16 protein-coding genes, 1 rRNA gene and 1 riboswitch are annotated in these 13721 nt (G+C 50.5%); of the genes, 4 read left to right on the top strand and 13 right to left on the bottom strand.

What is annotated here, in order from left to right:
* Positions 1-153 precede the first annotated feature (153 nt).
* A riboswitch (cyclic di-AMP (ydaO/yuaA leader) is annotated at positions 154-347 on the bottom strand.
* 282 nt (positions 348-629) lie between these two features.
* On the top strand, positions 630-1373 hold the full coding sequence (locus PUT07_RS33580; protein ID WP_274473178.1) for an ABC transporter ATP-binding protein: 744 nt from the start codon (positions 630-632) through the stop codon (positions 1371-1373).
* Positions 1370-2602 (top strand): ABC transporter permease, encoded by a 1233-nt coding sequence (locus PUT07_RS33575; protein WP_274473177.1) that lies wholly within the window; start codon positions 1370-1372, stop codon positions 2600-2602. The genes PUT07_RS33580 and PUT07_RS33575 overlap by 4 nt, the downstream gene beginning before the upstream one ends.
* Here PUT07_RS33575 and PUT07_RS33570 read toward each other — a convergent pair.
* Together PUT07_RS33570 and PUT07_RS33565 are read right to left on the bottom strand one after the other, a co-directional pair.
* Positions 2588-3355: a TatD family hydrolase gene (locus PUT07_RS33570; protein ID WP_274473176.1), complete on the bottom strand. Its 768-nt coding sequence runs from the start codon at positions 3353-3355 to the stop codon at positions 2588-2590. The genes PUT07_RS33575 and PUT07_RS33570 overlap by 15 nt on opposite strands.
* Positions 3356-3410: 55 nt before the next feature.
* Positions 3411-4688: an HD domain-containing protein gene (locus PUT07_RS33565; RefSeq protein ID WP_274473175.1), complete on the bottom strand. Its 1278-nt coding sequence runs from the start codon at positions 4686-4688 to the stop codon at positions 3411-3413.
* 372 nt (positions 4689-5060) lie between these two features.
* Here PUT07_RS33565 and PUT07_RS33560 point away from each other — a divergent pair, with 372 nt between their 5' ends.
* Positions 5061-5315: an AbrB/MazE/SpoVT family DNA-binding domain-containing protein gene (locus PUT07_RS33560; RefSeq protein ID WP_127457122.1), complete on the top strand. Its 255-nt coding sequence runs from the start codon at positions 5061-5063 to the stop codon at positions 5313-5315.
* Positions 5316-5492: 177 nt separating this feature from the next.
* On the opposite strand, the gene rsmI is transcribed toward PUT07_RS33560, so the two are convergent.
* The 10 genes from rsmI to PUT07_RS33510 form a co-directional block, all read right to left on the bottom strand.
* Complete coding sequence (gene rsmI, locus PUT07_RS33555; protein WP_274473174.1) at positions 5493-6380, bottom strand: 16S rRNA (cytidine(1402)-2'-O)-methyltransferase; 888 nt, start codon at positions 6378-6380, stop codon at positions 5493-5495.
* Positions 6381-6416: 36 nt separating this feature from the next.
* The gene (locus PUT07_RS33550) at positions 6417-7178 is read right to left on the bottom strand and encodes a tRNA1(Val) (adenine(37)-N6)-methyltransferase (protein WP_274473172.1); all 762 of its coding nucleotides are present in this window, start codon (positions 7176-7178) and stop codon (positions 6417-6419) included.
* Positions 7179-7259: 81 nt separating this feature from the next.
* Entirely contained in the window at positions 7260-7601 is a 342-nt protein-coding gene (gene yabA, locus PUT07_RS33545) for a DNA replication initiation control protein YabA (RefSeq protein ID WP_274473170.1), read from the bottom strand.
* A 60-nt stretch (positions 7602-7661) separates the two neighbouring features.
* Complete coding sequence (locus PUT07_RS33540) at positions 7662-8465, bottom strand: PSP1 domain-containing protein (RefSeq protein ID WP_274473169.1); 804 nt, start codon at positions 8463-8465, stop codon at positions 7662-7664.
* A gap of 1 nt (position 8466) precedes the next feature.
* A complete protein-coding gene (gene holB, locus PUT07_RS33535) occupies positions 8467-9444 on the bottom strand; it encodes a DNA polymerase III subunit delta' (RefSeq protein ID WP_274473168.1) in 978 nt (325 codons plus the stop codon).
* A 16-nt stretch (positions 9445-9460) separates the two neighbouring features.
* Complete coding sequence (locus PUT07_RS33530) at positions 9461-9907, bottom strand: YaaR family protein (RefSeq protein WP_274473167.1); 447 nt, start codon at positions 9905-9907, stop codon at positions 9461-9463.
* Between the two features lie 39 nt (positions 9908-9946).
* Complete coding sequence (locus PUT07_RS33525; protein WP_079417169.1) at positions 9947-10276, bottom strand: cyclic-di-AMP receptor; 330 nt, start codon at positions 10274-10276, stop codon at positions 9947-9949.
* Between the two features lie 64 nt (positions 10277-10340).
* Entirely contained in the window at positions 10341-10997 is a 657-nt protein-coding gene (gene tmk, locus PUT07_RS33520; RefSeq protein ID WP_274473165.1) for a dTMP kinase, read from the bottom strand.
* A gap of 42 nt (positions 10998-11039) precedes the next feature.
* Positions 11040-12575: an aminotransferase class I/II-fold pyridoxal phosphate-dependent enzyme gene (locus PUT07_RS33515; RefSeq protein ID WP_274473164.1), complete on the bottom strand. Its 1536-nt coding sequence runs from the start codon at positions 12573-12575 to the stop codon at positions 11040-11042.
* A gap of 95 nt (positions 12576-12670) precedes the next feature.
* Entirely contained in the window at positions 12671-12874 is a 204-nt protein-coding gene (locus PUT07_RS33510) for a sigma factor G inhibitor Gin (protein WP_274473163.1), read from the bottom strand.
* A gap of 137 nt (positions 12875-13011) precedes the next feature.
* Here PUT07_RS33510 and PUT07_RS33505 point away from each other — a divergent pair, with 137 nt between their 5' ends.
* A complete protein-coding gene (locus PUT07_RS33505; protein ID WP_274473162.1) occupies positions 13012-13539 on the top strand; it encodes a hypothetical protein in 528 nt (175 codons plus the stop codon).
* Positions 13540-13640: 101 nt separating this feature from the next.
* Here PUT07_RS33505 and rrf read toward each other — a convergent pair.
* Positions 13641-13721 (bottom strand): 5S ribosomal RNA (rrf, locus tag PUT07_RS35725); the annotation flags it as partial.

Raw genomic sequence — 13721 nt, 5'->3', positions numbered from 1 at the left:
CCGATTGCCGGTTCATCCTCCTCTGAGTTCCGGTACGCGAATCGTCGTCCGGATCGGATAGGTCCTTACAGGAAATAAAAAGCCAGCAAGAAGAGGACTCTTCTCGCTGGCTTAGTTTGCATAGTTAAATACACAAAATAGCACGCACGACAATCGTTACCTCTCTTACGCTTACGAGGTTAGCTGACGGATTCGGACGTGAGAGTCGCCCTACTCGGATGTCAACTTACGTTTAACACCCAAGATTCACCCCTGTTACACACTCTGTTCGCTTGATCAGCTTATGCGCTAATCCGGCTTACAGTGGTTCCCCCGTTCCCATAATTGGAACTCAGCGAATGGAAAAATGGCAAATTGGTTATTAAGTTATTATGAAAAGTATATTACGCTGTTAATCTCTGGCTGTAAAGGGATTGACACCTATTAAAAAGGGCTAAATCGATTAAAATTCGCTTGTTTGTGAAATAAAACCACTTTTTATCTACCTTTTTCTCACTATAACGTACGAATACTAGGTTTTTTCGTGTTTTCACTACGAAACTAGGCTTAGAAACTAAATTTGTTTATAATGTTCGTGAAAGAAATACGTTCCGAAATACCAATAATTTGCTATTCAGGGAGGCTATGAGATGGGGCCCATTCTAGAAGTAAACGCTTTATATGGGGGATATTTGCCAAATAAACCTGTACTTCATGACCTCACATTTTCGATTCGACAAGGCGAAATGATGGGATTGATCGGATTGAATGGAGCAGGTAAAAGCACAACAATCAAAAATATCCTCGGCCTGCTTCAACCGCAAAAGGGATCGATCAAAATCAACGGCCTGACGCTGGCGGAGAACCCGCTGCCTTATCGCGCAACTTACGCATACGTGCCGGAAAGTCCGGAGCTGTATGAAGAATTGACGATCCGCGAGCACCTCGAGCTCACCGCTAGGGCTTACGGATTAAACGAAGCGGATTACTTGTCGCGCTCGCAGAAGCTTCTGGAGCAATTTCAGATGCAGGACAAGCTGAACGCCTTCGCCAGCCACTTGTCCAAAGGAATGAAACAGAAGGTCATGATCATGAATGCCTTCCTTATCGAGCCTTCCTTGTACATTATCGACGAACCGTTCCTCGGCCTCGATCCTTTGGCGATCCGCTCTTTATTGGAGCTTATGGTGCAGATGAAACGCCGAGGCGCAAGTTTCCTGATTTCGTCACACATTTTGTCTACAATTGAGAAATATTGCGATAACTATGTCGTTCTGCACAAAGGGCATATGGTCGCACAGGGAGATTTAGTCGAATTGCGTCAGCAAACCGGGCTCCAGCAAGCGTCACTGGACGACATCTTCTATAAACTGGTCAAAGGGGAGTCCTTATGAATGCCATGGACCTAGACACCCGCACCCTGTGGCAGCGCAGATTCGAACATTATATGAAGGAATCCATGGGCTATCTGCAGTATGCGGCACGCAGCAATTTTTTCGGCCTGCTGTTATTTCTTGTCATCGTTTCTTCCTATTATTATGCAAAAATATTACAGCGTCTTCCGACAGATTATCCCTATCTTTGGGTCGTCCTCCTGCTGCTTGTCCCCCTGCTGGCATCAAGCCCGATTCGCACGTTGGTCAGGGGCGCCGACCGGATGTTCCTGCTTCCCGCCGAGCATCGAATGGGCCCTTACTTCCGCAGCAGCTTCATGTACAGTCTGGCTCTGCAGGCTTTCTGGACATTCATTGCCTGGGTCGTCCTATGGCCGCTGTACCACCATTGTCTCGGGTCTTCCGAACAGCACTTTCTCGTCATGCTGGTTCTTCTACTATTAATAAAGGTAGCCAATTTATTGGCAAGCTGGCAGGAGAGCCGGTTCACGAGCGAGCGGGCTAGACGGCTTTCGGCAGGCTTTCGCTGGATCGCTACGGCAGGCCTCGTATCCCTGCAATTCCTGGGCAGCGTATTCTGGGCAAGCGCAGCCGCTCTTCTGCTGACGCTCGCTTGGCTGACCGCCGCGCATTACGTCACCAAATTTGTCATCGGCTGGGATTACCTCATTACAAGGGAAAAGCAGCAGCAGGCACGGCTTTACGCCTTCTTCAACTGGTTCGTTGACGTGCCTCAGCTGGGAACGCGAATAACCCGCCGAAGCTGGATCAGCGGGGTGACGAGATTTATTCCTTTTAAACAGGATGCAACCTATCTCTACATATATATGAAAACTTTACTGCGTACCGAGCTGTTCTCCATCGTGCTGCGGGTTTCCTTGCTGGGAGCACTCGCCATCGCCGTCTCGAGCAGCCCTGCGGCGAGAACGCTTATCTTCTTGATCGCCTTACTTGTCTCGATGATCCAGCTGACACCCTTGGAGCGAGCGCACCGCTACACCTTCTGGATGGAGATGTATCCGCTGGACCGCCGGCTGAAAGCAGGCTCTGTGGCCTTCATCATCTGGGCCGTCCTGCTCTTGGAGCTGTGCATCCTCTCGGTGCCTCTGCTCATCCGCTCCACACCGATTTATTACACAGTTCCGCTTCTAGGGCTCGCTCTCATCTCGCTGGGCTGCGGCGTCATCCTTCGGCGCAAATTCGCGAAGAACGCATCACTTGAGTCCTAGCAAACGAATAGCGTTGTTTGTCGTAATTTCTGCAATCTCTTCCAGCGTAAGCCCCCGTATTTCCGCGGCTGTCTCAGCGACCAGTCGAACATAAGCCGATTCATTGCGCTTGCCGCGGAAAGGATGCGGAGTCAGGTAAGGGGCATCCGTCTCGATTAACAACCGGTCCAACGGAACCTGAGCCAAGACTTCTTTGGGCTGTTTGGCATTCTTGAACGTTACCGGACCCCCGAAGGAAATATGGAAATTCATGTCGAGACATTGCTTCGCCGTCTCCCAGCTGCCCGAGAAGCAGTGCATAATGCCCCCGACCTCGGACGCTTTCTCCTCCTTCAATATGGTCAGAATATCATGATGGGCGTCCCGGTTATGAATGACGATAGGCATCCGCAGCTTCCGCGCAAGTGCGATCTGCTCCCGGAAGACACGCTGCTGTACGTCCCTCGGCGACTTATCCCAGTGATAGTCCAGCCCGATCTCCCCGATAGCGACCACCTTCTCATGCGCGCATAGCGATTCAATCCATTCCAAATCACCGGGCATCATATCGATAGCATCCACAGGGTGCCATCCCACTGTCGTATAGATGAAATCATATTTCTCCGCAAGTTCGATGGAACTGGGAATCGTCTCCCGGTTGAATCCGACATTCACCATCCGCGTAACACCGGCATCGCGCGCACGCTGAATGACCTCCTCCTGATCCTCTTGAAACTGTTCTGCATTTAGATGTGTATGCGAATCCGTCAGCATGGTAACTGTAACTCTCCCTTATCTCTTATGTATACTTTCATAATTCAGCTATTTCCTAATCCCGCTCGCCGAGCAGCTTCCATAAATCCGGGTAATCCCCCGGATTCAAGCGTTCGAGAAACTCCTCCGGATAGTAGACATGATGCTTGCCCATCTGGAAGCCGCTGATCGACTGCACAATCTCCGACCGATGCGTAATTTCCGTCAGCGTCTCCTTATGATCCAGCAACAGAATCGGCAAATTGTCCTCCGTCTCCCCGGGTCTGTACACATCATAGGACTGATTCGTCGGGAAATCAATTTCCATGTAGTAGATCGGATCGAAGCCGACCTCCTCCATCACTTGCTCCATAAGCGGAATAACGCGCTGATTGGACTCATCGAAGGTGCTGTATTTATACAGCTTCCGATCCAAGAACCGCTTGCACATATCGGCCAGTACGAGGTCCTTCTCGCTCATCCAGAACGTCAGCATCGACTGCATCACGGATTCATCCAACAGCAAATAATCGTCCAGCGAAATTTGGTTCTGAATGAGGTGCAGAATCGGGTCGGTCATGAAGCCAAACGTATAATGATCCTCGTATAAATGTTTGGCCCTGGCGAAAATTTTATGCAGCAAAATCTCCGCACTCCGTGTCACCGGATGGAAATAGACTTGCCAATACATTTGATAGCGGGACATCAAATAATCCTCAACGGCATGCATGCCGCTCTCCTTGACCACAATATGCCCCCGGTAAGGGCGAATGACACGAAGAATCCGCTCCAGATCGAACGTACCGTAGTTAACGCCGGTGAAATACGCATCCCTCAGGAGGTAGTCCATCCGATCGGCATCCAACTGAGAGGAGACTAGGGAAACGACGATTTCCTCGCTATAGGATTTGCAGATAACGCCAGCCACCTTTTTCGGAAAATCAGGCGAAACCCGGCTGAGTACCCTGTTGACCTCCGTATCGCCAAGCACGATTTTGCAGGACCAGTCTTCATGCCTCGTACCGAAAGCTTTCTCGATGGAATGGGAGAAGGGGCCATGGCCCAAATCGTGAAGCAGCGCCGCACACAGGCACAACAGCCGTTCTTCCTTCGGCCAGTCTTCATATTGATTGCGCTCGAACTGAGAAATGATTTTGCGCGTAACTTCATATACGCCGAGCGAATGCGAGAACCGGCTATGCTCTGCGCCATGGAAAGTTAAATACGAGGTGCCCAATTGCCGGATGCGGCGCAGTCGCTGAAACTCCCGCGTATTGATTAAATCCCAGATCGTATCATCCTGTACGTAAATATATTTATGAACCGGATCTTTAAACACTTTCTCTTCTTTCATCTGTCCACAACCTCTCTTCCTTCCATTCTACATACTTTCGACATTTCCATCCAACACTTCGACAAGGTATGTCGTATTTTGTCGAATTAGCAAATCCCAATTTTTCTTACCCTCGACCTCTGCGTACCCATTGGCTAATTCATCCTTTTATCGCGGAATGGTAGTAATATATTATTTACAAACCCCTATTCTATAAGGTTTTTCGCTCTTTTTCATGCAAAACGGGTTTTTGAAAAAAAATGAATTTTATGCTTGAAAGAGCGAAAAACCAGTTGACTATTTTGGGAATGGTTGGTATCATAAGACAAGAAGATATGTCGAAACATGACGATATTGATAAAATTTTAATAAAATCGAAAGGGGTTTACATAGATGATGAAATCTACGGGTATTGTAAGAAAAGTTGACGAGTTGGGGCGCGTCGTAATTCCAATTGAATTGCGCCGTACGCTAGGTATTGGCGAGAAGGACGCTTTGGAAATTTATGTAGATGGCGAACGCATCATGCTTAAGAAATATGAGCCTGCCTGCATCTTCTGCGGGAATGCCGAAGGCGTTTCGTACTTTAAGGGAAAAATTGTTTGTCATATTTGTTTAGCAGAGATGCCAACACCTGTGACAAAATAAGAAAAATAGTATATAATAGAAGTAGCACTTATCCTATTGGTAATTCTAACCTTTTTCATATCTCCTCTAATCTCTAATCGTGTTGGCTCCGGCCACAGGTTAGAGATCTTTTTTTGTCCGGAACGCAGGGAACCTTGCTTGCGGTTCCCTCTCCCCACCCCGATCGGCACCCTCGCCTTAACGATCAAGCAAAGCATTGTAGACGTCTCGCTTGGAAAGCCCGCGGTCGCTCGCCACCTGCTTCATGGCTTCCTTCCGGTCGCTGCCTTGCGCCTCATAATGCTCGACATGCTCGGCAAGCGTCTTCGCCTCCCACCAGCCGTCCGCGGCCTCCTTGGCCGCTTCGGCCGACGCGCCTTCGGCGATCAAGCAGTATTCGCCCTGCGGCGGATTCTGCTCCAGGAACGCCAGGCACTCTGCAATCGTGCCGCGCACGAACTCCTCGTACCGCTTCGTCAACTCGCGGGCCATACACACCCGGCGCTCCGGCCCCCACACTTCCGCCATGCGGGCAAGTGTCTTGTCGACGCGGTGCGGCGATTCATAGAACAGCAGCGTCTCCTGCGCATGCTGCAGCCCTTCCAGCACCTTCGTCTGCTCCTTTTTCTCCCGGGGGAGAAATCCAACGAAGGTGAAACGCTCTGTCGGCAAGCCTGATGCAATCAGCGCCGACAGGGCTGCATTCGCGCCGGGCACCGGTACCACCGGCGCGCCCTGCTCTATGGCCATCCTCACCAGGTCGTAGCCTGGATCGGAGATGGCCGGCAGACCCGCATCGCTGACCAGCGCGATGCTCTGCCCTTCAAGCAGCAAGCGGACGAGCTCCGGACCGCTTGCCTGCTTGTTGTGTTCGTGATAGCTGACGAGTCGCGTGGCGACTTCGAAGTGCGTCAGCAGCTTGCGGGTTTGCCGCGTGTCCTCTGCGGCAATCAGGTTCACTTCCTTCAGGATGCGGATCGCCCGGAAGGTCATGTCTTCAAGGTTGCCGATCGGTGTGGCAACCAGATAGAGCGTACCTGCGGCGCTCCCGTCTTCGCGATAACTTTTCTGCACATGCAAGCTCAATGTCAGTTCCCTCTTCGCCTATAGTCTGTTCTACCTTTACGCTTCTGAAAACTCTAACGAGGCTCTGCCCCCGTAATAAATGTCTTTCAGTTCTTTGCAGTACTCCTGGTTCTCATCATAGACGATAAGTGGAGGCAGCGTACGGATTTCGGGCTTTCCATCCTTGATCGCCTCGATCAGCACCATCATCGCCTCTTCGCCGGCCCGGGCATGAACGTAGCGAATCCGCTTCGGCTCCAGGCGGTATTTCCTCATCAAGCATATGATGTCGACCACACGCGTAGCCCGATGCACCATCGCTGTCTTCCCGCCTGCTTTCACCAGCTTCGCGCACGCAGCAACGACATCCTCCAGGTTGCAATGAATCTCATGCCGGGCTGCCGCAACATGCGCGTTCACGTTCTGTTCTCCGTTCGGTACAGGCAAATACGGCGGGTTCACCGTTACGGCATCGAACTGCCCGTGGCCCAAGGTGCCATGAATCGTTTTGAGGTCACCTTGTATCATATGCAGCCTGTCCCCCAAATCATTCAACACGGCATTGCGCACCGCCATATCGGCCAGACGCTCCTGAATCTCAACGCCCCAGATCTCCGCGCGCGTTCGTGTGGATAAGAGCAGCGGTACGACCCCGTTGCCCGTACATAAGTCAATGACGCGGCCTTTCGGCGGCAAACTGCAGAACCGTCCCAGCAGGACAGCATCCATCGAGAAGCTGAACACTTCGTCGCTTTGAATGATTTTCAAATCATAAGTCAGTAAATCGTCAATTCGCTCGGTTGGTCTGAGTGGCACCATTCGTCAATTTCATTCCTTTGCTAAGTCTTGCTGAGTTATGGAAAAAAACCGTAAGGCATACACCCCTACGGTCAATTGCTCTTATTTATTTAAAAAGGATAAGCAAAACAAACAATCTCCCTCAGTCCGAAGGTGACCATAGTACACATTGCAAATATGGAAGCCTTCATTGTACAAGCGGGTCAAATTATCATATCCGGCTCCCGGCATGGACACCGGTTCCTCCGCAACGCCGACAGGCTTCTCGACAACCGTTTCCTCTTGCCGGATCAGTTTGCGCAGCTGCTGATTCTCTATGCTTAGTCGCTTATTTTCTTCAATGAGTATAATGATTTGCTTCTTCAAGGCGCCTAGTTCCGCATAAGTGGCACCCATTCTTTCTTCGATTCCATCTATTTGTCCAAAAATATCCTGTTTATCCACGCTTTCACCTCTAGTGCCATGCATGCTTACTGGCCAGCGCCTCCTTGGATCCTACTGTCGCTATTCTTGTTCAACTACATCGTCGAAAGGTAAATCAAGTGTTTTGCCTAGTTCAAACAGCTGAACTTTGGCCGTACGCTCATTGATGTTTAATCCTAATACCTTACCGTTACCAAAAGAGGTGATTACATGCCTTCCGACGGTTGGCAATGAATCCTTCGCACTTTCATAATTGTCGTGCTCATACTTGAGACAGCACATCAACCTGCCGCATAAGCCGGAAATTTTCGTCGGATTGAGCGATAAATTCTGATCCTTGGCCATCTTGATCGATACCGGCTCAAAATCACCCAAGAACGACGAGCAGCATAAGATCCGGCCGCACGGGCCGATCCCGCCCAGCATCTTCGCTTCGTCCCGCACGCCAATTTGGCGCAGTTCGATCCGGGTCCGGAAAATACTCGCCAAATCCTTCACCAGCTCGCGGAAATCGACCCGCCCTTCAGCCGTGAAGTAAAAAATGATTTTATTGCGGTCAAAGGTATACTCTACGTCCACAAGTTTCATCTTAAGATTATGGTCTTTGATTTTGTCGTGGCACGTCTGGAAGGCATCTTTGGCTGCTTTTTTATTCTCTTCGACCAAATCAGCATCCGAATCATCCGCTATGCGAATGACCTTCTTGAGCGGCAGCACAACGTCGTTCTCTTTGACATTCTTCTTGCCTACGACCACTTTGCCGTATTCCACACCGCGAGCGGTTTCCACAATGACGGCACTTTCTTTCTCGATCGGCAAATCGATCGGATCGAAATAATATATTTTACCCGCTTTTTTGAAGCGGACGCCTACAACCGAATACATTTTACACCCCCTGCATCTCCACGAGCATTTTCTCTATAACCAGCTGAGAATTGGCATTGAAGCGCAGTCGCTTTTGCAAATCTACGGCTTGCTCCATCATACGCACCCAGACCGAAACGTCCCGGCTAAGCGCGAGGGAGCTCATCCAGTCCAGCTGGTCGTTATATACAAGCTTGTCCCTGCGCTCTAAACGCAGCTGCACCATATCTTTAAACCAGAGGATCAACAAGTCGAAAAGACTCGACATATGCTCCGCAAGCTCTGTTTTCACAATTCGTTGTTGAACCGTAATCATAGAAGTAGGAAACCGCGTGAGTGTCTCCTTCGCTAATTGTAACATTACGGTTCTCATTTCTGCAAACCAATTCGCACCGATCAGTTCCCTTGCAGCTTGCAATCCTGCGGTTAAATGCGCGGCGGGCTGTACAAGCGTTGAGGGATAGCCCTCCTCCAGGAGTGCGAGGATCATCTGTTCACGCGGCATAGGCGTGAATTGGATCCACTGCGCCCGCGATTGAATCGTCGGCAGCAGCGCGTTGCCATTCTCCGTAATCAGAATCGCAATGACTCGCGAAGTCGGCTCTTCCAAGAATTTCAGCAGACTGTTGGCAGCCTGCACCGTCATTTTATCCGCGTGATGCAACATATAGATTTTCGTGCCGGAAGCTGTTGCGCGATAAGCGAACTCCTTCTGCAGCTCACGGATTTGCTCGATCTTGATCGAAGCTCCTTCCGGACTCACGATATGCAAATCAGGATGATTCCCGTGCTCCACCTTGCGGCACTCCAGACATTCGCCGCAGGCATCATCCGTCCCGTGCTGACAATATATCGCTTTGGCCAAAGCGATCGCCATGGCTGAACGCCCTGTTCCCACAGGTCCGCTAAATATGTAGGCATGAGACAGCTTATCTTGTCGCAGCCCGTTCTGCAGAAGCTGCTTCGCCGCAGCTTGTCCCGGTATGGATTGGAAGGACATTCGTTCTGGCACCATCCTAGAATAACAAATTAATCAGCATCCCTCGGATTTCTCCGATTTTCTGCAAAATTTCAATGCGCCCCTGCTCGCTCTCCAGCAGCTCATCCGCCAAGGAGAGAAGCTCCAGGTCGATTTCTTCCAACAGCTTATATCGCTTCGAACGGCCGCGTCGGTCCCAGCCCTTCGTATCTCGTAAATTAACGCCGCGGCGAGCCGTTTCCTCCAGGAACTGTTTGATCAACAGCTTATACTGAAGCAGCTCTCTCACCGTCATCGCCCGCGACAGACGGTCTCCCTGCAGCGTAATTTGCTGCACCATTCTGGACAATTGCTCCTGCGTAAACTTCTCATCATGCTGCTGCATGATTTCAGAGAAATTCCGGGGGGCCATCTGTGGCGGCGGGACGTTCTCATTCACTTTGACGTTCTTACCGATGGGCTGCCACCCCGGATTAATTTTCACCGTACATCCATCCTCGTATAGATCTAATTTACAATGCAATCAGTAATGCTCGAAGCGTTCGACCGGCAGTACGAAAACCGCCGCTCCGCCAACTTGCACTTCCACCGGAAACGGAATGTAGGAATCCGTCGTTCCTCCCATCGGAGAAACCGGCGTAACGAGCTGCTCCCGAATCTTGCAATTGGCGCGAATGACTTGCATAACTTCCTGGACTCTCTCATCTTCCGTACCGATCATGAACGTTGTGTTCCCTGCGCGCAGGAATCCGCCTGTACTTGCCAATTTCGTCGCACGAAACCCTTCCTTGATCAAAGCATTGGAAAGACGGTTGCTATCCTTATCTTGCACTACGGCTACGACTAGTTTCATAGGGGTTGCCTCCTCTTATTATAAACTAAGAATGCATTTTCTGCTTTAGGGAGAAAAATGCTCCCTATGCAAAATGTTCCTCTAGCAGTCGGCTGCATTGAGTCCAAATGTCCTCCGCAATCTCCTCCACGCTGCGGTTCGCATTGATTACTCTTACGCGATCAGGATGATCGGCTGCAATCTGATGAAAGCCTTCCCTTACCCGGCTATGGTAATCGACATGCTTCTGCTCGATGCGGTCCAGCTGCTCGGCAGCGCCGCTCGCTCCTGCTGCTCTCTGATGCAATCTGGCCATGCTGACCTCTACAGGAACATCCAGAATGAAAGTGCGCGTCGCTTGCAGTCCGGAGCTGGCATAGCGCGAAATTGCCTTGACTTGCTCAACGTCAACGCCAAGCCCATATCCTTGATACGCAACACTTGCATCGATGAACCGGTCGCATAATACGATCCGTCCTGCTTCAAGCGCCGGTATAATCAATTGGTGAACATGCTGCGCTCTGGAAGCCGCATACAGCAGCACTTCCGCCTGATCCACCATCTCCTCGTTAACCGGATCCAGAATGATGCTGCGAATCTTGTCGCTGATCGCGGTTCCGCCCGGTTCTCGCGTAACGAGGACATCATGTCCTAATTTCCCCAGCTCCTCACCTAATTTCTTCAACTGCGTCGTTTTGCCTGAGCCGTCCGGCCCTTCAAACGTAATGAATATTCCGTTCACTCTTCCTCCTGCATGCTGCTTTACCAGTCGATATAAAATAGTTTATGTGTATATCTTCAACTTGTGTGTCTGACCGAATTCTGTACCTTGAAACTTGATTCCACTTGCTGCAAGCTGCTCCAGCGCTTGGACTATCGATTCTGTGATGATTTCGCCGGGGTAAAGATAAGGAACGCCTGGTGGATACGGGATGACCATATCCGCAGACTTCATGCCCACCGCATCCTGAATGCTTACCTTCCTCACCGCTTCCTCCCCTTGCTTCGCGCCTGATCTTTCTCTCAGATCAAAAGCCACCGGCGAAGAGATTCGTGTGTAGTAGGGTAATTTAAGTATATTCGAGATGGGCGCCTGAAGTTCCTTCTTTTGTTCCGGCGCGTCCAAACAAATGTTATTCAATGCATCTGCGACCCTTAACATCTCCGCACGACTCGTAGCCGGCGTGAAAACGAGCAGCACATGACGGGCATCCGTCATTTCTATGTAAACGCCCTGCTCCTCCAACCGCTCCTTGAGCTCTGTCGGAGTCAGCCTATTCGTTGCATCATATAGGGCGACCTTGAACGGGTCCGCCGTCTCGCGGCCTTCTTCACTCACGTCTGTTGGTTGAACCGCCGGGAATTCCTTCGGGAAATAGTGAAACCTGCTTATTCCATCCAGCAAGGATCTGAATTCTGTCACGACGGCAATCCCTGCTGCCATCCATGCCTGACCTTCCGTATGCATCCTCTTTCTGGCCAAATCCAAAGAGGCCATTATCGGATACGAAGGACTCGAGCTCTGCAGCATCCCGAGCAGCCGCCGGATGGCGCCGCGGTCGATGAGCGGACCTTGCAGATGGAGCATAGCGCCCATTGTCATGGCTGTCAGCATCTTATGCGTGGATTGCACAACCGCGTCCGCACCATGCGAGAGAGCGGAGGCCGGAACCTGCGGATGAAAGCCATAATGTGCCCCATGCGCTTCATCCACAAGCAGCACCTTCCCATGGGCATGCATCAGCTCGGCGAAAGGCGTCAATTCCGTGCCGATACCGTAATAATTCGGATTGGTGAGGAAGAGCCCTTTGGCCTCGGGATACTGCTCCAGTGCTTGTCTTACATCCTCTATGCGTACACTGGCCGCTATCCCTGTTTCCGAATCGATGGCCGGGGCAATGAACACTGCTCTTGCTCCAGCTAACATAAGTCCATGCAGGACTGATTTATGAACGTTCCTTTGTACGAGCAATATATCGTTTCTTTCACAAACGGCTGAAATCATCGCCAAGTTCCCGACTGTACTGCCCCCAATGAGAAAATGCGTCTCCTCCGCTCCGAAACAGTCCGCGGCCAGCTGCTCCGCCTCCAGAATCACACCCTCGGCGTGGTGCAAGTCGTCCAGACCTGTTATTTCGGTGAAATCGACCGACATCACTTGTTGCAAATAATCAGCCCCCTCGCTCAGCAGGCCTTGGCCTGACTTATGTCCGGGGACATGGAGGCTTACCGGGTTCCGTGCTTGATGATCGACCATCGCTTGAAACAGCGGTGCCCGGTGCCGGCTGTCCTGGTGATTGCTTTGAGAATTGCTATCCATTCGCTAGAGGCTCCTTGAACTTTCTACTTAGTACCCTTATAGTAGTGGATTGAAGCCAAAAAAACAAAAAAGCTTCCGAACAGAAGCTTCTCCCATTAATTCATATAATGCTGTTTAGAATTCCCTGTATAAAATGCTTTTTTCATCTGCTTCACGAAGAACGGGTATTTCTGATCGCTCACATTGGTTCTCACAATTTCACCGCTGCATTCATCGCAAATGAAAGCTGTAATAATATGAATGCCGCCAATACGCTGCTGCTCACAGATCATACATATCCCAATTCGGTTCTCCTCCATATGAATCACCCCATGTTCTTTTACTATTAGTATATCCGGCTCGCGATTCTCCCAAACTAGCTAAACGCTCATATTTTGGAAGGAATGTGCCGATATACCCTAATATAAGATTAACCGGCTTACGGAGGTCAGCATCCATGTCCACGAAACAAGAAGCAACTCTCTCCAAGCAATCTACGATTTATAGCTATACTTTAGTTAAACGAATTTATCATTCCCTGTATAAAAAGATCTTATATCTTCTAGTTTTAGCGCTAGCACTCTTCTTCAAATTCGACCCCGAGAACTGGCTCCCTCTCTTGCTGGGCTACCCGATTCTACTTGTGTTTCATACGCTGCTCGTGCGCGTCTATTTTCAATACACCATCGGGATGGCTATGCGAGGGTGGACTTATCGCTGGGGCGTCTTCTGGTGCGGATCGCTGCCAGAGGGACATGCTTCCGTGAAGCTCGTTAATCGCATCCAGCTCCACTTGTTCTGGATCGGACTTTCCATGATCATGCTGCTCTATCCATGGATTCCTCATCCTTGGCTCCTCTACCTCGTGATTTTCCACTTGTGGATGCTCATGCCGCGGCTATGGATGCTTTTTCGTTTCCGTCCATACCGGAAGAGCGGTTTGATCAAAATTACGGAAAAAGAGACCTCTTGCTACCTGCAATAACAGGCGGTAAAGGGTCTCTTTGACATGCAGCCGCTTTGCCGGCAGTTGCGTACATACAAAAAAACCTTCCTGAGATTTCTCTCAGAAAGGCTTTCTCTCGTGCTTGGCAACGTTCTACTCTCCCAGAACCCTGCGGTTCAAGTACCATCGACGCTGGAGGGCTTAACGGTCGTGTTCGAGAT

Source organism: Paenibacillus sp. MAHUQ-63 (assembly GCF_028765165.1).
Classification (GTDB): domain Bacteria; phylum Bacillota; class Bacilli; order Paenibacillales; family NBRC-103111; genus Paenibacillus_E.
Note: the sequence above shows the minus strand (reverse complement) of the source record. Positions and strands in the feature narration are given on the sequence as shown.

Bases quoted from the DNA above. Each gene is read 5' to 3' on its own strand.
- PUT07_RS33580 (WP_274473178.1), top strand. From the start codon at position 630: ATGGGGCCCATTCTAGAAGTAAACGCTTTATATGGGGGATATTTGCCA.
- holB (WP_274473168.1), bottom strand. From the start codon at position 9,444: ATGTCCTTCCAATCCATACCGGGACAAGCTGCGGCGAAGCAGCTTCTG.
- PUT07_RS33570 (WP_274473176.1), bottom strand. From the start codon at position 3,355: ATGCTGACGGATTCGCATACACATCTAAATGCAGAACAGTTTCAAGAG.
- PUT07_RS33540 (WP_274473169.1), bottom strand. From the start codon at position 8,465: ATGTATTCGGTTGTAGGCGTCCGCTTCAAAAAAGCGGGTAAAATATAT.
- PUT07_RS33550 (WP_274473172.1), bottom strand. From the start codon at position 7,178: ATGGTGCCACTCAGACCAACCGAGCGAATTGACGATTTACTGACTTAT.
- PUT07_RS33510 (WP_274473163.1), bottom strand. From the start codon at position 12,874: ATGGAGGAGAACCGAATTGGGATATGTATGATCTGTGAGCAGCAGCGT.
- PUT07_RS33515 (WP_274473164.1), bottom strand. From the start codon at position 12,575: ATGGATAGCAATTCTCAAAGCAATCACCAGGACAGCCGGCACCGGGCA.
- PUT07_RS33565 (WP_274473175.1), bottom strand. From the start codon at position 4,688: ATGAAAGAAGAGAAAGTGTTTAAAGATCCGGTTCATAAATATATTTAC.
- PUT07_RS33505 (WP_274473162.1), top strand. From the start codon at position 13,012: ATGTCCACGAAACAAGAAGCAACTCTCTCCAAGCAATCTACGATTTAT.
- PUT07_RS33560 (WP_127457122.1), top strand. From the start codon at position 5,061: ATGATGAAATCTACGGGTATTGTAAGAAAAGTTGACGAGTTGGGGCGC.
- PUT07_RS33525 (WP_079417169.1), bottom strand. From the start codon at position 10,276: ATGAAACTAGTCGTAGCCGTAGTGCAAGATAAGGATAGCAACCGTCTT.
- PUT07_RS33575 (WP_274473177.1), top strand. From the start codon at position 1,370: ATGAATGCCATGGACCTAGACACCCGCACCCTGTGGCAGCGCAGATTC.